We start from the raw sequence: 21,610 nt of genomic DNA, 5'->3' as shown, positions 1-21,610 counted from the left end.
ATGCGTTTGGCAAAAGTGGTATTATAGACAGGTGATTCTTAAGGGTATAGGCTGATCGTTTTTTAGCCCAACTCAGATGCCTATACCCGATTTGTACTTGGCCGTATTCTGGAGTTTACATTGCACCCCTTGTTAGTGATCTGTATTTGTACTTATCAACGACCAGAGCGGCTTCGCAGTTCCTTGCTGAGCCTGGCCAAACTCCAATTGCCCTTAGATTTAAATGTAGCTGCATTGGTTGTGGATAATGATTCGGGCACTCAGGCGGGTAGAAAAGTTGTAGAAGAACTGTCGGAAACCTTTCCCTTCCCCCTTGATTGCGCTGTTGAAGAGCAGCGGGGAATCCCTTGCGCACGCAATCGTTGCATCGACGAACTGGGCAGCATGAGAGCAGACTACCTGGTTTTCATAGATGATGATGAGTGGGTAGAGCCTGACTGGTTAATCCAGCTCTATGCCTACTCTCAAAAGCTGGGGGGCAATAGCGTGGTTTGTGGAAGTGTTGTTCGGCGTTGGCCCGATTCAGTTCCGGCTTACTATTCGCAAATTTTTTATCGACAGAAGCGAAAAACTGGCGAAGCCCTCAACTACTGTGCCACCAGTAATGTATTAATACCGATGAGCAATATTCACTCACTGGGATTGAGGTTTAACGAACAAGATCCTCTTGGTGCCGGTACTGATGTGATTTTTTTCACGGAATTTAAGGCAAAAGGCGGAGAAATTATCTATTGCCTGGAGGCTAGGGTCTACGAGGCCGTACCTGAGAGTCGCGCCAATATGCGTTGGTTGTCGCGTAGAAAATTCTCCGCTGGTATTACCCTTGCAAAGCATAAACTCGCCAAAGGTCGCGGCCATATCAGCATTTTTGTATCAGCTATTGGGCAACTATTGATTTCCAGCATAGGTTGTATCCTGGGATTGATTGTCGGTGGCAAGCGTTTGGGGTCCGGTCCCTGGCTACGCGCCTGTCGCTCTGCGGGTATGGCCTGTGGTGTTTTTGGGGTGCGCTCGGAATTTTACCGGGTGGTTGATCACTAACAGTTTGTAGCTGTCCTGGCGAGGGTGTTTTCCCGGGAAGAGATAACCGTCATCATAGTTCTTTCCCCGATGATAATATTGATCTTTTGGTGACGCCCGTTCCATGCAAATAATTTACTCCTGGCTTTTCCGCCTGTTTCTGCCTGTAGTCCTGTTGCGCCTCTGGTGGAGGGGCCGCAGCCAGCCCGCTTATCGGCAGCGCTTGCGAGAGCGATTGGGTCAGGTACCCAAAAGGCATAGCCGGGCACCGTTGATCTGGGTTCACTCTGTTTCAGTGGGGGAGACCCTGGCCGCCGTACCGGTTATTTCCAAGTTGGCTGCGCGACATACAGATTGGCAATGGCTGGTCACCACAACGACGCCAACCGGGTCTGAGCGAGTGAGGGAAGCCCTGCAGCCTGTCCTTGGTGGCCGCCTGCTCCACTACTACCTGCCCTATGACCTGCCCGAATGCCTGGTACCATTTCTCAATGCGCTCAGCCCAAGTGTGCTGGTGATTGTAGAAACTGAGCTTTGGCCTAATTTACTCAAGCTCTGTTCGAACAGGAAGATTCCAACTTTATTAGCCAATGCGCGACTCAGTGAGAAGTCTGCGCGGGGCTATGGGCGTTTTCCCGCTTTGAGCCGTGCGATATTAGATAATCTGGACCGCGTTGTGGCTCAGTATCCTGCTGATATGCAGAGATTTATCGATCTGGGGTTGCCTGCGGAGCGAGCTGTGGCCAACGGCAATATCAAGTTCGATCTCAGTATTGACCTGGGGTTGGCCAGTGAAGCCCAGGCATTGGCGCACCAGTGGCGAGGCAAGTCGTCCAGGCCTATATGGTTGGCGGCGAGCACTCATGTTGGTGAGGATGAGATTGTCCTGGAGGCTTTCTCTATCCTCAAGCAAGGATTCAAAGACCTGCTACTTGTATTGGTCCCCCGACATCCGCAGCGTTTTGATGGCGTTGCTCGCCTGTGCCGGGAGCGGGGCTTTTCCCTGGTTCGCAGAAGTGAAGGTAGGGCTGTTGAGACTTCAGATGAAATCCTCTTGGGAGATACCATGGGGGAGTTGCTGCGTTTCTATGGGGCCTGTGATATCGCCTTTGTAGGGGGCAGCCTGGTTCCCGTTGGTGGTCACAATATGATTGAGCCGGCAGCCTGGGGTGTACCGGTTATCTCCGGCCCCCACCTGCATAATTTCACGACCGTATCCAGCTTGCTACAGGAAGCTGGGGCTATGGCTGTGGTTGAAGATGACGAGTCGATGGCATCACAGGTTCAGGCCTGGTTAGAGGATGTGGGACAGAGAAAGGCAGCCGGACAAAGAGCTAAAAAGGTGGCTTCAGAAAACAGTGGCGCTTTGCAGCGTTTACTGGACGAAGTGGAAAGGCTGGCAACGCGAAGTGAGGGCCAGAGAGAGGATAAAAATCCTGCTCTCTGGTGAGTTTCATTGTGAAGTTATTTGGAGGGGGCTGGGAGGCTGGTGCCGCCAGTTTCCTCAACGCGAGAGACATTTTGTGCGGGGTTCAGCATCATATCCAGATCCTGAAGATCTTTAGGAGATAGTAGCCCTGCAGCTTGCTTCAAGCTCAATGAATTTAGGATGTAGTCATAGAGGGAATTGGCATAATCAGTTTGCGACTGGAACAAGGTCCGCTGTGCAAGCAGTACATCCACAATATTACGAGTACCTACCTCATACCCAGCCTGAGTGGCATCCAGTGCGCTCTTGGCAGAGACAACGGCCTGCTCACGGGCGGCGACTCGGGATACATCAGTGACCACAGCGCGGTGCAGAGTGCGGGTAGTTTGTATGGTGTCCCGCTCTGTCAGTATGCTCAGGTCCTGGGCCTCGAAGGCCTGGTTGCGGGCCTGACGGCGGTTGGCACTGAGGAGTCCTCCGGTGAAGAGGGGCATGGATACTGTGACCGCTGCTGATGACTCCCATGATTCAGTATCTTCCGGGAATCTGGTGAACTGGGTCCCAGATACATCGGTGGTTCGGACTCTTTCCTTACCATCAGAACTGAAGTTCGAATAAGCCAGTGTTCCGGTGACTGTGGGAAGGTGCTCACTGGCCACTGCACGGGCATTGTAACGGGCTGCATCAGCTCCAAGGCGTGCCGCTTTCAAAACAAAATTATTGGCCAAAGCAAACTCAACCCAATCAGCGCGATCGGATGGAACAGGGGGCGTTACCTTAAAGCTGGCAACCAAAGGTGCCACCTCGTCGTGATAACCGCCGGTTAGTACAGACAGGGCGTCAAAGTTGCTGAGCAAATCATCCTGGGCGGTAAGGCGGCGGGCAACAGAGCTGTCATAGGCCGCTTGGGAGTCGTAGACGTCGGTAATAGCAGTGAGGCCGACTTCAAAGCGCTGTTGTGTCTGCTCTAACTGCTTGGCTAGGGCCTGCTCTTCAGCAATAGCCGCTTCGAGAACATCGTATGCGCGCAACACGTCAAAATACGCTGTGGCGACACGGAGCATCATCCCTTGCTGATTGGCACTGAACTCAGCCGTCGCCTGCTCGGTAAGCATCTTTCCGCGTTGGAAATCAAACCAGGCTGGAGCATCAAAAATAGCCTGATTTAGGGTGGCGGCATAGGTCCTTTCCTGTACAGATTTACTGCTTCTGGGCCTGAAGTTAATCAGTTGGATATCTTCCGGTTCGCCCTCTTCACTGACATCTACAAGTTGGAAGCTGTTTGTCGCGCTATATTGATGGCTCCTCTCGGCTATATAGCTAGCTTCTACCTGGGGCAGTAGAAATGCGCGAAACTGGTACTTGGCCTCAATACCCGCATGGTAAGCGGCGCGATCTGCGGCCAGCTCGGGGTCATTATCCAGGGCCTGCGTGTAGATATCCCACAGGGTGTCGGCTTGTGCCTGCATGGCCCCCAGGCCCAGCAGCGTAGCGGCGATTAGTTTTTTCAGCGGACGCAACTTGTGGCCTTGCGGCTCTGTGCGGTTACTTCTTTTCATCTGTTTCGACTTCCTGTGGAGGGTACGGTCTTCAAGCTTTTGCAAGTTATTTGGAGCTTTCGCCATGTAGTGGGGATATAGAGGGCTCCAGCTTGCGGTTATTACTAATATTGCCAGTCTCCCCAATAGCAGTCGCGAGAGTTTACCCGGGGTCAAACCGACCGTCGAGACGGCTTTTGGCTTTTTGCTATATCTTCGTTAAACCGACGCCTATGTGCGTTTATCGGTAATTTTTCGGCAATAACTTGGGCCCATTGAATAAGGTTGAGGGCCTATATTTCAATAGACGCGCCTCATAAGCATTTGGATGCGGCAAATATTATGCAGAATAAGGCAAGGACTGACAGTCCATGGAAGACGGGCGCAACGAGGTTTTAATTGATTGGCAAAGGGTTTGCCACGAATGTGATCTGCTATTAACCGGCGGGCTGGCTCCTCCGGGGCAAAAGCTAATCTGTCCTCGGTGTCGCTGTACTTTGCATCGTAACGGTAACCACAGCATTTATTATACCCTGGCTCTCAGCCTCACCGGCCTCCTATTATTTATTCCCTCCGTCAGCTTGCCGCTTCTCGATTTTTCCCTGTTCTCGTTTGGTGCAGAAAGTACCTTGCTAAATGGCGTTCACTCTCTTTTCAAGGCGGGATTTATTTGGCTGTCCGCACTTGTGCTTTTTTGTAGCGTCCTGGCCCCGGTGGGGAAATTTGCCCTGTTGTTTTTTATTTGCTGGGGTAGCGCTTGGGGCTGGCTCGACCGACCGGTATCCAATGCCGTGCGTTTTTACCAACACTTAAAAGAGTGGGGCATGCTCGATGTTTATATGCTTGGAATTTTAGTGGCCCTGATTAAATTGCGGGATCTCGGCAGGATGGAGGTAGAACCAGGTCTGTATTGTTTTGGTGCAATGATGCTGCTGGCAAATCTCTCCTCCCTGAGTTTTGACCAAACGGCAATCTGGCACCGCTTGGCACAGCGCCGTGCGCTTAAAGGACAAGCTTGTGAATAGCGTACCAGATAAAGGGTTAAAAAAAGGCTTAACCAGCTGCTTGTGTTGTCATCAATTGATTATTCTGCCGAGAGGTGGCCGCTGCCGATGTCCTCGCTGTGGTGCGAGGGTGCACAGCAGAATCGAGGGAAGCCTGATGTTGACCTGGGCACTGATGATAACCGGTACTTTATTGCTCTTGCCTGCCAATGTTCTGCCAGTAATGACGGTAGTTTATCTAGGTGCCGGCGATCCCAGCACTATTATTAGCGGGGTCATGCAACTCTATAACACAGGAATGTGGGGGATAGCTTTAATTGTCTTCGTTGCCAGTATTGCAGTACCAGTGATGAAACTATTGGGACTTGCATTACTCCTGATTCAAATCCAACTGCGCTTGCCCTTCGATCCTATTCAGTCCATGAAAATATACCGGGTGGTTTCTGGCATCGGTCGCTGGTCACTTTTGGATCTATTTATGATTTCAATTTTGGTGTCACTGGTGGATATGGGATTTATCTCCCAGGTCACTGCTGGAGCAGGAGCGACAGCATTTGCCTCGGTAGTTGTAGTAACCATGTTGGCTGCACGAACCTTCGATCCCCGCTTAATTTGGGATGCTTATGATGGCGATTTATATAAATCTGCAATAGCACCGGAAACGGCGCATAGGAGTGCCGCGGAGAATGGCTGAGGAACTGCCCCCGCAGGATATGAGTGATGAGGCTCGCCTGGACGGCGGTGCCCAGCGGGGCGTAGTGCGCAAGAGCAGGGGATTACCTCTGGTTTGGATTTTGCCTTTGATTGCAGGGCTGATTGCACTCTGGTTGCTTTATCAGGATCTGTCAGAGGGAGATGTTAAGGCCACCATTTTATTCCATTCTGGCGATGGCCTGGTCAAAGGGAAAACAGTAGTTAAGTATTCCGGAGTGGATATCGGTATGGTCCAGGACGTGCGCCTGGTACCCAATGCTAAGGAGCTCAATGGTGCCGATGGCGTACTAGCCGAAGTCAGTTTGAATCGAAGCGCAGAGTATTTACTGGTGGAGGGCACGGAGTTCTGGGTCGTAAAACCTGAGCTTTCCATTACCGGTATTAGCGGTTTGGAAACGCTGCTTTCGGGAAACTATATTGCGGTTGAATCCGGTAGCGGAAAACGCAAGCGCAATTTTGTCGCCTTGGATCAGCCTCCCGCCTTTATTCGTGGGGATGGTTTACGTGTCGTTTTACAATCTCGTCGCCTGGGTTCTTTAAGTCGAGGGTCACCGGTATATTACCGACAATTACGGGTGGGTCAGGTAGCTGATTACCGTTTGGATCGCGATGGGAATGAAGTCAGTATCGAATTATTTATCCGTCGTGAATACGCCTATCTGGTTCACCGGGGCAGTCGGTTTTGGAATAGTTCCGGAATTTCGATTGAAGGTGGTATTAGTGGAATTAGTGTGAACCTGGAATCCCTCGCGGCGCTATTTGCCGGGGGCGTCAGCTTTTATACCCCGGAAAATCAACGTCAATCTCCGCTTGCGGTAAATGGGAGTGAATTTAAATTATACAAAAATTTTGCTGCAGCAGATGCGGGGATTCCGGTGACATTAAATTTCGATCAAGGGGTCAATGTGACTCCGGACTCTACGAAGGTTTACTACCAGGGTATCCAAGTAGGGGAAGTCAGCGCGACTAAGGCAAACCGTCGTTTAAATGGTATGGAAGTCAAGGTGCTGATGGACCCGACAACTGACGAATTGCTCACTGAAAATACCCGTTTCTGGCTGGCCCCTCCGACCTTTGATTTTACTGGCGGGCTCAACGATTTAATTCAAGGTAATCGCATAGAGGTAGACTTGCGCAAAGGGCAGCGCTCTCAACGCAATTTTACCGCCCGAACCTCTGCGCCACCGATGGACCCCCGTGTGCCGGGACTGCATTTACGCCTTACTTCGCGTAATCCCGGATCTTTACAGCGGGGTGCACCGGTTTACTTTCGCCGTATAGAGGTGGGAAAAGTTCAGGGGATGGAATTGCGCAGGGATGGCGAGGGGGTGGAAGTTTATGTGGTGATAGAGCCCCGCTACGCGCACTTTGTGCAGGAGGGTGTTCGATTTTGGAATGTCAGCGGGTTGCGCGCCACTGCGAGCCTGACTGAGGGGGTGGAAGTTGAAGCGGATTCGCTAATGTCACTTCTGCGCGGTGGCGTTGCCTTTGGTATACGCCGGGAAGACATTGGAAAAGGAGGGCAGGCGAAAAATGGAGACCAGTTTCCCCTCTATAGCAGTCGGGAATCGGCAATGGAGGGAGGAATACAGATACAAATCAGCCTTATCAGTGCTGAGGGCCTGAGGGTTGGGGCGCCTTTGCGCTATCGGGGGGTGGAGGTTGGAGAAATTACCCGTTTGAGACTTGATCGCTCCCTGGGTGAGGTGTGGGCCAGGGCCAAGCTCTACCATCGGGGGGAGCAGTTAGCTCGGGAGGGGACCCGCATATGGGTGGTATCCCCACAAATTGGCCTCAATAAGATTGCGCACTTAGATACCTTGATAACCGGGCGCTACCTGGCGCTTGAGCCGGGCTCTGGCGGCCCACAAACAAAGTTTTACGCTCTGGAGCAGGCACCGGAAGAGGATTTGGCAGAAACTTTTACTCGCCCCGGGTTGGGAATTATCCTCGACGCTGCCAGGCGGGGATCACTGGTAGCGGGAAGTCCGGTTTATTACCGCCAGGTAAAAGTCGGAGAGGTTACAGGTTTTGCCTTGGGGGAGTATGCTGATCGAGTGTATATCTATGTTCATATCGAACCCCAATACCAGCCCCTGGTACGGGAGCACACGGTATTCTGGAATGCCAGTGGTGTAGATGTGAATTTTGGTCTGAAAAGTGGACTCAATATCAATACGGAATCGGCCCAGGCGCTGCTGCAGGGGGGCATCGCATTTGCTACGCCTGAGGCACCTTTTATGGGATTTGAAGTGGAGTCAGGCAGCCATTTCCCTCTCTACCCAAAAGCTGAACCCAAGTGGTATACCTGGAGTCCTAAGATAGAACTTTACGGCACGGTCGAACCGGTAAAATAAGTACGGGAATGTAGGAGTTTTTATGCGCTATTTATTAACAGGCTTACTTGGAATCTTGCTATTGGCAGGTTGTCAGGAAGTACAGGTTGAAAGAGCCGCTACCGGTGAGCCACCGGTTGCCTTTGCCACATATAAATGGGGTGTAGCGCCGCTGAGTGGCACAGAGGATGCCTCTGCCCAGCTGGTGGAGTTGGATGAAGAAATGCGTGATACGGTTGCCGCAGAATTACAACAGCGCGGATATCGCCAAGTCTCCCAGGACCAGGATGCGGATATGGTGGTGGATTACCAGGTTGCGGTAGTCGATGAGTTTTTCTCCGGTGACACCCGCGATCCCAGCTGGGATAAGCAGTTTGACAGCAATGCGCCTCAGGACGTAGTGGAGTTGCCGCCTTTGACGGATGCGCCGTTGGTGATTATGAGTGTGGGTATTGGGCGCCCGGGTGGGGCGGTGATTTGGGGCGGGAGAGCCAGCGAACTATTAACGCGCCCAGACAGCATTGAGCAGCGCCAGCGACTGATCGCCAATGGGGTCAGTGCCCTCTTGCGGGATTTGCCTCCGGCCTATCAGTAAATGCAGTTCGTCACGAAAGGTAAAATTTATATAGCAGTCACCGAACTATCGGTGACTGCTATATACAGCTAGCGCCCTTTTTTCATCAGGTTTTCATATAGATCGATGTAGGAATCGACAATTACCTGTTTCGCGTAAGTCGTTGCGTACTCCTCGGCCGCATTTTCTATCAGGCTTTGGCGCAATTCCGGCGATTCGATAACGGACTTCATAGCTATTGCCAGCTCATCGGCATTATCGATAGGAGTAATCAGGCCGGTTTTACCATTGGTAATCACTTCCCCAGGGCCCTGAGAGTCCGTCGCCACTATAGGGCAGCGATGGGCCCAGGATTCCATCACAATAGAGCCCAGGCCCTCGTGTCGAGAAGGGCATACGAACATATCCGCAGTGCGCATTAACGTGGTGACATCGTTGCGCCAACCCAGGAAGCGGACTCTTTCTTCCAGGCCGAGCCGATGACATAGGGATTTCAATTTACTCTCCTCGGGACCGCTACCGGCGAGCCACAAAGTGGCATTGGGAACCTGGGTCAGTGAGTGAAGGAGGGTGTCGAATCCTTTGTTGATATGCAAACGGCCTGCAGCCAGGATCAGGGGCCTGTCTTCCGGTGTGTTGAAACTGTTTCTAGGCAGTGGATTAACCGGTGTCTCATCGGCAAAATTGGGGATATGGAAAATTTTATCTCTGGGGATGCCTCCGTCCCTTAAATGTTGGCAAATACCTTTACTGATGCCGATCCAATAATCTGCGTGGCGGTAATATTTCAGGTTGTAATAGTGTCCGAGACGACTTACCAACAGGTATTTTTCAGACTTGGGGGTGATCGAAGTAGCGCGCCCCATCCAGGTCATCACGATATCTGGTTGCCATTGGTTAAGGGCATCACGGTATTTTTTCCGACCGAGAAAATCCAACTTGCCGCCGAATTTAAAACCTTCTGTTTGGACATGGTTGGTACGCAGTGCCTGTACCCGGTGATCGTGGTTGCGAATAAACGCTTTTTCTGTGATTTCACTGCGGGGATTTAATCCACTGACGAGGCGCACAAAAAAATTCTCCGCACCGCCGTGTTCAGCTCCGGCGAGTATCTGTGCGACTCGAATAGGGTTATTACTCATAATCTATTGCATCTGATCGAATAGAACCGGCGTAGCACTACTTGAGAGTGCCATCCAGATTGATATCTTGAGCCCAAGCATAGTCGTGGCTAAAAGGCTGTAGACTTGTGGCCTCAATAATGTACTGAGCGTAGAGCTTCGAGTTCATTTCATTGTGGAAAAATTCCCTGGCGCGCGCGGCCCAGGCCCGTCGCTTGGCATCGTCATTATTAAATTCGCGAATTTTTGCCAGCAGGTCCTGTTCATCGGAGAAGTAAACGACGCTCTCCGCAGGCAGCAAGTCGTCAAAATGCAACTTGTCACTGGTGAACTGTAAAATACCGTTGCCGGCCAGTTGAGCCATGCGTGCTGAGGAATACCAGTAGTGGGTGTCCTGGCGGTTAAAATTCAGTCCCATTTTGGTTTGGGATAGAGCGTGGTCGTAGTCGCGGCCCCAAACTGGCGCCTCACCGAAGCTGCCATAGGTTTTAAAGTTCAGTGAGTCCCCCAAGGCATCTTTCAGGTTTTTAACCATCTGCAGACGCTTGGTGAAGTTATTGCTGTTACTGCAGAACAGCAGGTCTATCGGCAGGTCTGTACGCTCAGCGTTATTCAGGTTTTCAATCGAGGGTTCAACCGGGTTCGGCATGTGATAAACACGAGCACCAAAGCCCTCAAATATTTTCAATTCTCTTCGCCCGGTGGATACAAAAACTGCATCGGCGACTTCCGCGCGGTATTTGATTCGCTCGACATTGCTGGGAACAAAGAGGGGGTCATTATTGCAGTGGGCGATAAAGCAATTGGGCAGGCGTTGCTTGATGGCTTTCAGGGTTTCGTTAGTGATCATATCGCAGTGGCCCGCGATGATCAGATCCGGCTCAAATGCCTCGATGGTTTCCATCAAGCGGCGGTTCGCCTTCTTTACACCCAGATCACGAATACCAAAAGGTGCCTCAAACGCAGCGATATCGCGGTCGCTGAACACCTGGGTGTAGTGGTCATTTTTTATCAGTCCGAAGGTGAGCTTCTGTGCCCAGCTAACCCTTGTCTTGCCATAGCGCCGCAGCTGCTGATAGGCGATATTCAGCACTCTCATGTTGTGTACTCTCGAAATTCAACACGGAAACCCGGATAGCCTCTGCAGTCAGCGGCTGTTACGGTGGGCGCAGAGTATAACAGCTGGTACCCCGGTCTTGTCGCGGAAGCAGCGCAGCAAACCGAAACCTATGGAAAGACGAACCATGCCACAAAATGACAGTCGAACTGATTTAAACCCGGAATTTACCGCGGATTCGGTAGACATAATTTCCAGGGAAACCGTGTTTAAGGGTTTTTTCACTATGGTACGCCTGCGACTGCGTCACCGTTTGTTTCGCGGGGGCTGGAGCAATGAAATAGAGCGAGAACTGTTCCAGCGAGGAGAGGCTGTGGGGGTTTTACTTTATGACCCTGTGCGTGACCTTCTGGCACTTACTGAGCAGTTTCGGACCGGCGCCTTGGGACGCCCAGCGGGGCCCTGGTGCCTTGAAGTAGTTGCCGGTATGGTGGAGCAAGGGGAGAGTCTGGAGGAAGTGGCCCGCAGGGAGGTATTGGAAGAGTCTGGATGTACCGTCCAAGACCTTCACTTTATCCACAGTTATATCCCCAGCCCCGGCGGCAGCTCGGAGCGGATTCACCTGTATTGTGCTCTGGTGGATCTGGAGCGCGCCGAAGGCGTCTTCGGTCTTGCTGAGGAGAATGAGGATATCCGTTTGCGGGTATTCCCGAGGCGGGACGTCCTAGATGCAATGGGGGGGAATTACGCACCGGGAGAGAATCCGATAGACAATGCCACCACACTGATTTCGGTACAGTGGCTAGAGTTAAATCGGAAGCAGTTTATTCATGTGACGCCACCTGTCTGACCGGTCATTGCCCTTTGCGCTACTTTACCCGCCCGAAAGGTAAACTGAGATGTAAATCACGGCGGCAATTGAATTGGAGTGTTGATAATGGCTCTAGTAGACGAGGCAGATGCGCGTCAGCGCAGGCAGATGAAAATGTCGCCAAATGGCAACGATAAGACGGTATATCGCGTCGATTTACCGTCTTATCATGCCGACTGCGACGCTAACTACCTACGCCTACTGAGGCTGTTGCCTGAACTCTCTGAGAGAGAGCAATGGTACTACCTGATTCCTGGTGGCAGCCTAAAACTAAGAGTTGTAGCTCGATCCAGGTACACCACTGAGGTGTCACTGGGTGCAGAGGTCAATCTCAGTGAAAGCCGCTGGCTGGAATCCCCCAATCTGACTGCTCGCCTCTATCACGATGCGCGGATGGCAGAGGTGATAGCAGTCAATGGCTGTGGACCGGTAGGTGGCAAAGGAGTGGATGCCTCTTACCCAAATCCCCGTATGCAGCGCGCAGATGAGAGACCCCAAGCCAACCGCTTTCTCAGTGAATGGCTTGAGTACTGTCTTGCAAATGGTCGCGCAGAATTTCAATTAGTGCTGGATGGCCGAAAAATTTAATTCTGCGGTAGAACACATGGATGTGATTACAAGGTGAGCAAGTGATTCGCGAGCACAATAAGCCCAGCAGGTCTGATACGACCAATTCATATCGTCTGATCCAAATAACAGACCCACACATCGGCAGCCGGCCGGATTATCAACTGCTGGGTTTGGATACTGGTCATACTTTGGATGAGGTATTGTCCGCAATTGTTTCCAAACAACAGGCAGCGCAGTTGCTGGTGGCGACTGGGGACATCAGTGCAAATGGGGCAGAGGCTTCGTACCGCCGCTTTCTCCAAAAAATGCGCACCGTGCAGATGCCTTGGTACTGGCTACCGGGGAATCACGACTTAAGCTATCGCATGAAACAGCTGGCCCCACAGCGCTGCACTGAAGTGATTGCTCTGGGAAATTGGCGCCTTTTGCTCCTTGATACCAGTGTTGAAAACCAGATTTGTGGCGGCCTCAGCGAACCACAACTTGAGCGTTTGCAGTTGTTGTTGTGGGAAACCCGGGAGCATCCGGTAATGATCATGATGCACCACCAGCCGGTACAGGTGGGTAGTAAGTGGATCGACGGCCATATGTTGCGCGATGGACGCGAGCAATTACTTGAGATGGTTGCCCAGGCTCCCCACGTAAAGGCACTGGTATGGGGCCATGTGCACCAACAGTTTGATAGTCATGAAGGTAGGGTAGGCTTACATGCGACACCTTCCACTTCTGTTCAATTTACACCGGGAAGTGGACCTTTTGCGGTAGATGACGAGATGCCCGGGTATCGCTGGTTCGATCTGTATGATGACGGTAGCTATAAAACCAAGGTCGAACGAGTTGAAGTTTCAAAATACTCTGTCGATTTCGCATCTTCCGGTTACTGAATCATTCTTACTTGAGATGTCTCTGTTTTTAAAGTCCCACTTTGTGGGACTTTTATAGTGTTATTGCAAGCGTTTTAGCCTAGCCTCTATTTATAAAACCTTTCTTAGTGAACTTACCATTATCTTTTTTGCCCCCTCACCGTACAATGAAATCCCCCCGACTTTATGATCATTGTTGATATTTGTTTTGGTGGGGTGTATCGAAATCAATAGTAGTATTTGAGTGTCGATAAAATACGCTAACAGGTACTGGTGTTTTATTTGCGCTATTGCCTCTCATTTCAAGCGTATTTTGCAGCTACTCCGGTTGCTAAGTGGATAACATCGGGAAGTGAGGAATAAAAAATGAACAGAATATTTGTTTTACCGCTCCTTGGCTTGGCGTTATTAGTCGGTGCTTGTGCGCAAAACCCCAGTAAGGGGGGAGAGTCAGAGTTAGCCGCACAAGTGGATAGTCAAGGTTTGGTTCTCAAGTCCAGTGCGCTGGATGAAGTTGCTGCGGCATTTGCCTTTGATATGAACGGCTCCAAAGTGTTTATTGCCCCTGTGCAGATCGATTACACTAAGCGTTTCTCCTCGGTGCCGCGCACCAGCTACAGAGAGAAAGATTACGAGCTGGATGACAAGGACTTGCAGCAAATGAATGCGCTGCTGGCCAAAACGTTTGCCGAGAAATTTCTCGAGCCGCGCAACAGCGTTGTTGTGGAGGAGCAGGAAGAGGCAGATTACACTTTGTCCTTATCCCTGGAGAAGTTTTCGGTAGCCGCGCCCCTGGACCCCTCCCCCTGGACCTGGCGAGTCTACACCGAACAGAGTGCTTATGGTGTGCTGGTGGGAACCCTTTATGATCGAGAGGGCAATGCAGTGATGCGCTTCCGGGATCGCCGCGATATTGGCGAGAACTTTGGTGCTTATGGCCCCGGTGGGCGTCTGGAGCGTTTTACCAGTGTTACTTTCTGGTCTGATATGCGTGTAGATATGGGTCGGGCCTTTGCCAGTTTGAATCGCACGTTTCTGTGATACTCGCACGGTTTGAGGCTTCTGGTTACATAGCGCCCCCGATTGACGATATGGGCGCTATAATCACCGCCTATGCAAACTAATGATCTTCAGGGAAGGCCGGTGCTCATATATCTGCACGGCTTTCTTTCGTCACCACAGTCCTTCAAATGCCAGTTAATGCGGGAGCGGCTCCAGGCTCAATACCCGCATGTTACCTTCTGTGCGCCGCAGATCCCTCCTTACACAGAAGAGGCGCAGCAGTCTTTAGTGGCTCTTGTGGAGGATCTCTTCCGGCAGCCCGATCAGGGACCCATTGGACTGGTGGGGAGTTCTATGGGGGGATTTTGGTGCACTTACCTTGGTGAGCGCTTCCGGTTGCCTGCGGCATTGATTAATCCTGCAGTTCGCCCCGCGCGCTTTATTCCAGCTTATGTGGGGAAGAATTTGAAACCCTATAGCGGCGATGAAGAGGAGTTCTGCCTTTCCCAGGTTGATGTAGATGCCATGCAGCGGGTACAGGCTGAATTGGAGAAGCCGTTGCAGAGCCGATACTGGTTGCTTGCCCAGCGCGGGGATGAAGTTCTTGATTACCGCGATGCGCAGGATTTATACCAAGGGCAGCGCCAAACCATTGAAGACGGTGGCGATCATAGTTTCCAGGAGTTCGCACGCTATTGCGATCCCATCACCGAATTTCTATTTAACGAGCAGTAATCAATAAGAATTATGGCCAATTATTCCGCCGAAGATATTGAGGTACTCACGGGGCTAGATCCGGTGCGTAAGCGCCCCGGGATGTATACCGATACCGCACGCCCAAACCACCTGGCTCAGGAAGTAATCGACAACAGTGTCGACGAAGCCCTCGCTGGACATGCCAAGAAAATTGAGGTGGTTCTGCACAAGGATCACTCGCTCTCCGTGAGTGACAATGGTCGCGGTATGCCCGTCGATATCCACCCGGAGCAGGGGCGCCCCGGTGTAGAGGTAATCCTCTCCACCCTGCATGCCGGAGGCAAGTTCTCCAATGATAATTACCAATTCTCCGGTGGCCTCCACGGCGTTGGTGTCTCGGTGGTTAATGCCCTCTCAAAAGTGTTGGAGGTTACTATCCAGCGAGATGGTAAAGTTCATCGAATAGGCTTTAAGGATGGTGAAAAGGCTTCGGATCTTGAAGTGATAGGTGAGTGTGGCAAGCGCACAACAGGCACCAGTGTACGCTTTTTGCCAGATCCCCAGTATTTTGATTCCGCCAAATTTTCAGTGGTGCGCCTGCGACACCTACTGCGTGCCAAGGCAGTGCTCTGTCCCGGTCTTACGGTAACATTTATCAATGAGCAGGATGGAGAATCTGATGAGTGGTACTACGAGGATGGCCTTAAAGACTATTTAGCTGCTGCAAACCAGGGCTGGGAAGTACTGCCAGTAGAGCCGTTTGTAGGTAGTTTTGCTGCTACTACAGAGGCTGCAGACTGGGCTGTACAGTGGTTGCCCGAAGGTGGAGAAGTTACCGCTGAGTCCTACGTAAACCTGATTCCCACCGCCCAGGGCGGTACCCATGTCAACGGTTTGCGGGCAGGCCTGCTGGAAGCAATGCGTGAATACTGCGAAATCCGCAACCTGCTACCGCGCGGAATTAAGCTGGGACCGGAAGATATTTGGAGTCAGTGCTCTTACGTTCTCTCTGCCAAACTGGCTGATCCCCAATTCTCGGGCCAGACAAAAGAAAGGCTTTCCTCCCGTGAAGCGACTGCATTTATTTCCGGTGTCGCCAAAGATGCATTCAGTTTATGGCTGAATCAGCATACGGAAGAGGGCGATAAACTGGCGGAACTGTGTATTGGCAATGCGCAGAAGCGCATGCGCTCCGCGAAAAAAGTTGCGCGTAAAAAAGTCACGCAGGGGCCCGCCTTGCCTGGCAAACTGGCAGACTGCTCCAGTGGAGATACCACGCGTTCTGAACTTTTCCTGGTGGAGGGTGATTCGGCCGGTGGCTCCGCCAAGCAGGCGCGGGACCGGGAATTCCAGGCTATCATGCCGCTGCGCGGTAAAATCCTGAATACCTGGGAAGTTGACTCAGGGGAAATTCTTGCTAGTCAGGAGGTGCATGATATTGCTGTAGCCCTCGGTGTGGACCCGGGTAGCGATAACCTGGAAGGCTTGCGTTACAACAAAATCTGTATCCTCGCCGATGCCGACTCAGACGGCCTGCACATTGCCACGCTATTATGCGCGCTTTTCTTACGTCATTTCCGGCCGTTGGTAACTCACGGTCATGTCTATGTAGCCATGCCCCCACTGTTCCGGATTGATATCGGTAAAGACGTTTACTATGCATTGGATGAATCTGAAAAACAGGGCATTCTCGATCGTATCAGTGCGGAAAAGAAAAAGGGCAAAATTCAAGTAACCCGATTTAAGGGGCTGGGAGAAATGAATCCCATGCAGCTACGTGAAACCACGATGGACCCCAATACCCGCCGCTTGGTGCAGCTTTATATCGATGCCGGTGATGATAGCAATCAACTTTTGGATATGCTCCTGGCTAAGAAGCGCGCAGGTGACCGTAAGCAATGGCTGGAAAGTAAAGGAAATCTGGCCGAAGTTGGTTAAGCGCTAGTTAATCTCATATCTATATTTTTTTACGTTGCCTTAGTTTTCTGAGGCAACAATTTAAAGCTCTATGGAAGGTGTTTTATGAAATCCAATCATATACTTATCTTTTTTATAATTTTGTTATCCCCTATAACTGCGTTGGCCAAGGACATTCAGCCTTTGCTTAATCAGGAAGTCGATAACTATGTAGCAGAACTAAAAGGTGAAAATAACTCAGATTTATCTAAAGTCGCTAATCGTATTACAGGAGCAGGTTTAAGTGATGAGCGTTTATTTGATGTGGTTGAACAGGTTCTCCTGGAGAAACATCAAGCGAATATGACGTTTGCCCAACGTGATGACCAGGTAATTAGTCAAATTGTAAATTTGCTTCGCACACTGTCATCTTCTGGAAATACAAAATATTCATCCACTATCAGCAAAATAATGCGTGAAAGTGGCAATCGTGCGATCAGAAATCGAGCAAAGCATGTACTGACTAAGTTTAGTTTCTATCAGAAACGAAATGCATTGATGCAGAATATGGATGGTCATATAGATACCAATAGCCTTCATACCACGCGGTTACTGAATTTGCTTAATAGTAACGATATGATCATGCAACGATTTGCCGCAGAGGAAGTTGTGCGTGACGGAACTGCTGAAGTTGCAATTCAGGAATGGTTTTACAAGGCGATAGAGAAGGATGTTCGACAGCCTGTAGATAAACTGCATATCGATACACTCGCTTGGTACTGCAAGGCACTGGGTACCGTTAATAAGAATGAGTATAAGGAGTTCCTAAGCTCTATTGCAAATGATAGAAATGTGCATAGAAAAATTAGGAGACATGTTAAGAAAATTCTTGGCTAGATGGCTACAGTCGGGTGAGGTGGATGTATCATCTTGCCCACAATTTATTATTTAGGTTCAGAGACTTTTTAATGGCATGAAAACAAGGTTTACGTTTATTGCCATGAAATTATCTAGAGGTATAGATTTCATTCCTCATATTTTAGTATTACTTTAGTAACAGTTTCTGCCTGCTAATCACAAGCCTCTGTTGTTTTAATGACGCGGGGAATCTTTCCACTTTTATGTAAAGTCTATATTGTTGATTTGATCGTGTAGGTGTATGCCTTTGATTCGTAAATTTCATTAAATGTTAATAATGAAATTGATGTTCAATTAACCTGTTCGTTATTTTCTTACAGGGTATCAGCTGTACAAATATTCTATAAGGAGTAGGTGAGCGATCCAAGTTAAGTGTTTATATACTTCTCAATAATGAAGCATGGGCGTTTGTAAGTTCATAAAGACCAATCGTTGTCACTAAAATTTATATAATTTCAAGCTTGTTCGATGGAGTTTAACTGTAAGTATGCTGTGGGATACATTAAGTGCCGTTGGTGAGCTTGTTGGCGCCTTCGCGGTTGTCGCATCCTTAGTCTATCTTGCTGCTTTAATAAGAGTTCAGAATAAAGAGTCAAAAATTGCTTCTATGCATGAAATATCCATTGCTCATCGAGAAGCAGTAGCGGCAATCTGTGAAGGCCCCATGGCAGATATTTTTGCTAGAGCGATGAAGGACTTTGACTCCTTATCGAGTGCTGATACATTGAGGATCATCGGTTTTGTATACCGTTTTTTTAAAATATGGGAAGAAGCTTATTTTCAATACAAAGCAAATAGGTTGGATTTTACTATTTGGGACTCAATGACTCGGCAATATACCGCATACTTATCGATGACTCCATTCAAAAGAATATGGGATTTACGATCTGAATACGTAGCTCCAGAGTTTCGTGATTATGTGAACTCACGAAAGCCAGTAGATTTAATTTTACCAAACTCAACCAATAAATAATAATCACGACATTCTCTAGGAAAAAATTTAGTAACTACCCTAAACAATAGGCTGATTTATTGGGTCTATAGTTTTTCTTTCCTGAAATGAGTCCGGATAGAATCTAGCTATCCGGACTCTGAGATAATTTAGTTACGACCAGCAATTACACCGCCATCAAGATCCCAAATGGCTCCAGTTACCCAGCTTGCTTTATTGCTCAAAAGAAAATCGATGACATTGGCGATATCCTCAGGAGTGCCAACTCTGCCAATAGGGTGAAAACTGTCGAAGGAAGCAAGTGCGTGGTCTATTTCCCCTGGATCGATAAAGGATTCATAAATAGGCGTCTTAACCACCGCAGGGGATACTGCATTAACACGAATATTGTGATCTGCCAGCTCCATCGCCATATGTTGGGTGAGTGAATGTAAACCGGCTTTGGCCATCGAATAGGCTGAGGAGGGGGTCGCCTTTATGGATTGCTTGGCCCACATGGAGCCAATATTCACTACACTGCCTCCGCCGTTGTCTACCATGTTTCTTGTTACGGCCTGGCTAATAAAAAAGGTGGCACGGTTGAGGTCGAGATAAGTGTCGTAGTCGACCCGAGTATGTTCAAGAAATGCTGTGGGATTAAAATATCCAGCGGCATTTACCAGGTATTTGAAATGATGATTGCTGGATTTGATATATTCGATAATATTGTCGATATCGCCCTGTTGATAGAGATCTGCCTGAAGTGCTTCTACAGAACCCATCTGAATTAAGTCATTGAGGGCTTTTTCCAGTTTGCTGTGATTATTGCCAATAATAATTGTATGGATTCCCTGTTTTACCAGCAGCTTTGCAGTGGCGAGGCCCATGCCACTGGAACCACCAACGATCAGGGCAACTTCTTTTTGTTCAGCAGAATCTGGTTTTTTAATAGAGTCACTCATATTATTTCCTCACTGAGATATGCTCATTACGTGAGTGGAGTTTAGAAAAGAACCGGATAGGTTGAAAAGTAAGCACAAAATGGTGCACTAGTTACTTTTTGGTAAGTATTGATGAAAATAGAGAAAAATATGCTCACGCGAAAGCGCCCACCTATGAGCAGTGCCAGAATGGTTGAGACTATCTATGGCTGTAAATGGTCCCTTACGGTCTATCAGCTTCTGGCTAGAGGGGTAAATCGACCGGGGGAGATGGTTCGCAACGTTGAGGGTTTGACTACCAAGGTCCTGAATGAATGTTTACGTAGAAATATGGAGTTCGGGATACTGGAGCGGATCAGCTATGCAGAGATTCCTCCTCGTGTGGAGTATAACGTTACAGAATTTGGACAGAAATTCCTGAGAATTCTGGACGACTTGGAAAAGCTACAAGAAGAAATTGACGGCTCAGATTTATCTGAAAGTAAATAACTTTATCCCACCAATACCTTCGAGTTACACTAAGTGTCTAAATGATACTTGTCTCACCCTATGAATGAAAAAGACTATATAGCTCGCTATGAGAAGCGTAACTTTGACGCTCCTTTAGTTACTGTGGATGCAGTTCTATTTACCTATCACGAAGGGTTACTCAAGGTGCTCTTGGTGCAGCGTTCTACTCACCCAGAGAAAGGAAAGTGGGCTTTGCCAGGTGGATTTGTCTCTGAAGCCGAAGATAATAGTCTGGAGGCGACAGCTAACCGAAAGCTAAAAGAAAAGACATCAGTTATACCCCCCTATTTAGAGCAGCTTTATACTTTTGGGGGGCCCAGCAGGGATAAGCGGGGGTGGTCGGTAACGGTTGCTTATACAGCCTTGATTGCCCACCAATGCTGTGCAAGTGCAATCGATACTGTGTCGAGTGTGGACTGGTTGCCTTACACTCGGATAGCTCAATTATCTCTGGCTTTTGATCATCAGGAAATTATTAGTCGTGCCCATGAGCGTTTGGTCCAAAAAGCGCTCTATACTATTGTGCCTGCATTTGCATTACCGGAAACTTTTACCTTACCAGAGTTGCAGCAAGTACATGAGGCAATAATTGGAAAACCAATACAGAAAAAATCATTTCGCAGGCGAATTGAGCAGGCAAATCTGTTAGTGGATACTGGTGAAAAACGTTCCGAAAAAGGTCGGCCTGCAGCGCTCTATCGTTTGAGTGAAAGCTCCGCTGATCATAAATTTATAAGAAATTTAGAGCTTTAACTAAAAAATAGTTTAGCTTCTTAAGATAAAAAATTATTAACTAATTTTTTATCTAGCTCAATCAAGTATTGGTATCCATAAGTACTATTTTCCAGGCCAGAGAGTAAACTGAAAGGAAGTTCCGAATCGTACTCTCTGGTAAGTGCTGCAAGCCCGCAGGCAATTGCGGCGACACTATCAGTATCACCACCAAAATCTATACAGGTCTTCAATAGTCCAAGGAAGTCTCGATTACTTTGTAGTGCTGTATTTACCGCAGCCAAGGTTTCTAAGGCATCACAGTTGACCTTGCCAGACCAGCTTCCTATTAATTTTAGGTTGAGCTTTTTCTCAATAAGCTTGGGCAACTCAATTAGAGCTGATTTTTGGTAGATTAATAGATGTGCCATTAGGGCAACTGCTTGAGCAGATAAGATCCCCTCTTCGGTATTGTGCGTAACGCTAGCTTGGCATTTAGCCACTGTTAGTAGTTGATCAATATCGGGAATAAGCCCAAGGGGTACTGAGCGCATTGCAGCACCGTTACGTTTGCTGTGAGGCCTTATCTTGCGAGTTAAATCCTTTCCAGTTTCACAGCTATCGAGAAGGCTTTGAAAGCCTGATGCATATCCAAGGCGAGGATCACGCTTATAAGTGTGGATAAAAGCTTGTGCAAAGTCCGACTCTTGGGGATTCGAATTCTCAAGAAGGAGCTCAGCAATAGCCAAGCTCATCTGAGTATCGTCGGTATAACAACCGGGTTTGATGCCAAGGGGATGAGAGATATACCCGTTAGCATGATTGCTATTGTTAATAATCTCACGGCTACAAAACTCAAATCCGGCTCCGTAGGCATCTCCAACTGCAATTTCCAATAACATCAAAGC

At 49.2% G+C, this 21,610-nt stretch carries 21 protein-coding genes; 16 read left to right on the top strand and 5 right to left on the bottom strand.

Annotation, left to right across the window (positions count from 1 at the left end; all coding sequences use genetic code 11):
* The first annotated feature begins 120 nt into the window (after window positions 1–120).
* Both BTJ40_RS19995 and waaA read left to right on the top strand, forming a co-directional pair.
* Entirely contained in the window at window positions 121–1,041 is a 921-nt protein-coding gene (locus BTJ40_RS19995; RefSeq protein ID WP_157954179.1) for a glycosyltransferase family 2 protein, read from the top strand.
* Window positions 1,042–1,144: 103 nt separating this feature from the next.
* Window positions 1,145–2,470, top strand: coding sequence for a lipid IV(A) 3-deoxy-D-manno-octulosonic acid transferase (gene waaA / locus BTJ40_RS19990; RefSeq protein WP_108734735.1), 1,326 nt, complete (start codon window positions 1,145–1,147; stop codon window positions 2,468–2,470).
* A 14-nt stretch (window positions 2,471–2,484) separates the two neighbouring features.
* Here the strand turns inward: waaA and BTJ40_RS19985 are convergent, their stop codons facing one another.
* Window positions 2,485–4,008, bottom strand: coding sequence for a TolC family outer membrane protein (locus BTJ40_RS19985; protein ID WP_108734734.1), 1,524 nt, complete (start codon window positions 4,006–4,008; stop codon window positions 2,485–2,487).
* 350 nt (window positions 4,009–4,358) lie between these two features.
* Here BTJ40_RS19985 and BTJ40_RS19980 point away from each other — a divergent pair, with 350 nt between their 5' ends.
* The 4 genes from BTJ40_RS19980 (at window position 4,359) to BTJ40_RS19965 (ending at window position 8,636) form a co-directional block, all read left to right on the top strand.
* Window positions 4,359–5,012, top strand: coding sequence for a paraquat-inducible protein A (locus BTJ40_RS19980; protein ID WP_108734733.1), 654 nt, complete (start codon window positions 4,359–4,361; stop codon window positions 5,010–5,012).
* Window positions 5,013–5,121: 109 nt separating this feature from the next.
* Window positions 5,122–5,685 (top strand): paraquat-inducible protein A, encoded by a 564-nt coding sequence (locus BTJ40_RS19975; RefSeq protein ID WP_238152073.1) that lies wholly within the window; start codon window positions 5,122–5,124, stop codon window positions 5,683–5,685.
* Window positions 5,678–8,062 carry a PqiB family protein gene (locus BTJ40_RS19970; protein ID WP_108734731.1) on the top strand — a complete coding sequence of 795 codons (2,385 nt, stop codon included), beginning with the start codon at window positions 5,678–5,680 and terminating at the stop codon, window positions 8,060–8,062. The genes BTJ40_RS19975 and BTJ40_RS19970 overlap by 8 nt, the downstream gene beginning before the upstream one ends.
* Window positions 8,063–8,084: 22 nt before the next feature.
* The gene (locus BTJ40_RS19965) at window positions 8,085–8,636 is read left to right on the top strand and encodes a DUF4136 domain-containing protein (protein WP_108734730.1); all 552 of its coding nucleotides are present in this window, start codon (window positions 8,085–8,087) and stop codon (window positions 8,634–8,636) included.
* 68 nt (window positions 8,637–8,704) lie between these two features.
* Here the strand turns inward: BTJ40_RS19965 and BTJ40_RS19960 are convergent, their stop codons facing one another.
* Window positions 8,705–9,757, bottom strand: a complete 1,053-nt coding sequence (locus tag BTJ40_RS19960) for a glycosyltransferase (RefSeq protein ID WP_108734729.1) — start codon at window positions 9,755–9,757, stop codon at window positions 8,705–8,707.
* A 37-nt stretch (window positions 9,758–9,794) separates the two neighbouring features.
* Window positions 9,795–10,835: a glycosyltransferase gene (locus tag BTJ40_RS19955; RefSeq protein WP_108734728.1), complete on the bottom strand. Its 1,041-nt coding sequence runs from the start codon at window positions 10,833–10,835 to the stop codon at window positions 9,795–9,797.
* 130 nt (window positions 10,836–10,965) lie between these two features.
* Here BTJ40_RS19955 and BTJ40_RS19950 point away from each other — a divergent pair, with 130 nt between their 5' ends.
* From BTJ40_RS19950 to BTJ40_RS19915, 8 genes are all read left to right on the top strand, one after another.
* Entirely contained in the window at window positions 10,966–11,643 is a 678-nt protein-coding gene (locus BTJ40_RS19950) for an NUDIX domain-containing protein (protein ID WP_238152072.1), read from the top strand.
* 87 nt (window positions 11,644–11,730) lie between these two features.
* The gene (locus tag BTJ40_RS19945) at window positions 11,731–12,252 is read left to right on the top strand and encodes a DUF1249 domain-containing protein (protein WP_108734726.1); all 522 of its coding nucleotides are present in this window, start codon (window positions 11,731–11,733) and stop codon (window positions 12,250–12,252) included.
* 41 nt (window positions 12,253–12,293) lie between these two features.
* Complete coding sequence (cpdA, locus tag BTJ40_RS19940) at window positions 12,294–13,118, top strand: 3',5'-cyclic-AMP phosphodiesterase (protein WP_238152071.1); 825 nt, start codon at window positions 12,294–12,296, stop codon at window positions 13,116–13,118.
* 345 nt (window positions 13,119–13,463) lie between these two features.
* Window positions 13,464–14,138 carry a hypothetical protein gene (locus BTJ40_RS19935; RefSeq protein ID WP_108734725.1) on the top strand — a complete coding sequence of 225 codons (675 nt, stop codon included), beginning with the start codon at window positions 13,464–13,466 and terminating at the stop codon, window positions 14,136–14,138.
* A gap of 102 nt (window positions 14,139–14,240) precedes the next feature.
* Window positions 14,241–14,834: a YqiA/YcfP family alpha/beta fold hydrolase gene (locus BTJ40_RS19930; protein WP_238152070.1), complete on the top strand. Its 594-nt coding sequence runs from the start codon at window positions 14,241–14,243 to the stop codon at window positions 14,832–14,834.
* 12 nt (window positions 14,835–14,846) lie between these two features.
* Complete coding sequence (parE, locus tag BTJ40_RS19925) at window positions 14,847–16,733, top strand: DNA topoisomerase IV subunit B (protein ID WP_108734723.1); 1,887 nt, start codon at window positions 14,847–14,849, stop codon at window positions 16,731–16,733.
* 84 nt (window positions 16,734–16,817) lie between these two features.
* The gene (locus tag BTJ40_RS19920; protein ID WP_108734722.1) at window positions 16,818–17,588 is read left to right on the top strand and encodes a hypothetical protein; all 771 of its coding nucleotides are present in this window, start codon (window positions 16,818–16,820) and stop codon (window positions 17,586–17,588) included.
* 508 nt (window positions 17,589–18,096) lie between these two features.
* Window positions 18,097–18,582, top strand: a complete 486-nt coding sequence (locus BTJ40_RS19915; RefSeq protein WP_108734721.1) for a hypothetical protein — start codon at window positions 18,097–18,099, stop codon at window positions 18,580–18,582.
* A gap of 128 nt (window positions 18,583–18,710) precedes the next feature.
* Here BTJ40_RS19915 and BTJ40_RS19910 read toward each other — a convergent pair whose 3' ends face one another.
* Entirely contained in the window at window positions 18,711–19,502 is a 792-nt protein-coding gene (locus BTJ40_RS19910) for an SDR family NAD(P)-dependent oxidoreductase (protein WP_108734720.1), read from the bottom strand.
* 111 nt (window positions 19,503–19,613) lie between these two features.
* On the opposite strand from BTJ40_RS19910, the gene BTJ40_RS19905 reads away from it, so the two are divergent.
* Both BTJ40_RS19905 and BTJ40_RS19900 read left to right on the top strand, forming a co-directional pair.
* Window positions 19,614–19,970 (top strand): helix-turn-helix domain-containing protein, encoded by a 357-nt coding sequence (locus tag BTJ40_RS19905; protein WP_108734719.1) that lies wholly within the window; start codon window positions 19,614–19,616, stop codon window positions 19,968–19,970.
* Window positions 19,971–20,030: 60 nt separating this feature from the next.
* Window positions 20,031–20,744 (top strand): NUDIX domain-containing protein, encoded by a 714-nt coding sequence (locus BTJ40_RS19900; protein ID WP_108734718.1) that lies wholly within the window; start codon window positions 20,031–20,033, stop codon window positions 20,742–20,744.
* A 20-nt stretch (window positions 20,745–20,764) separates the two neighbouring features.
* Here the strand turns inward: BTJ40_RS19900 and BTJ40_RS19895 are convergent, their stop codons facing one another.
* On the bottom strand, window positions 20,765–21,604 hold the full coding sequence (locus BTJ40_RS19895) for an ADP-ribosylglycohydrolase family protein (protein WP_108734717.1): 840 nt from the start codon (window positions 21,602–21,604) through the stop codon (window positions 20,765–20,767).
* Between the last annotated feature and the right edge of the window lie 6 nt (window positions 21,605–21,610).

It is taken from the genome of Microbulbifer sp. A4B17, assembly GCF_003076275.1.
GTDB lineage: Bacteria > Pseudomonadota > Gammaproteobacteria > Pseudomonadales > Cellvibrionaceae > Microbulbifer.
This window is presented reverse-complemented; position numbering and strand designations above follow the sequence as displayed.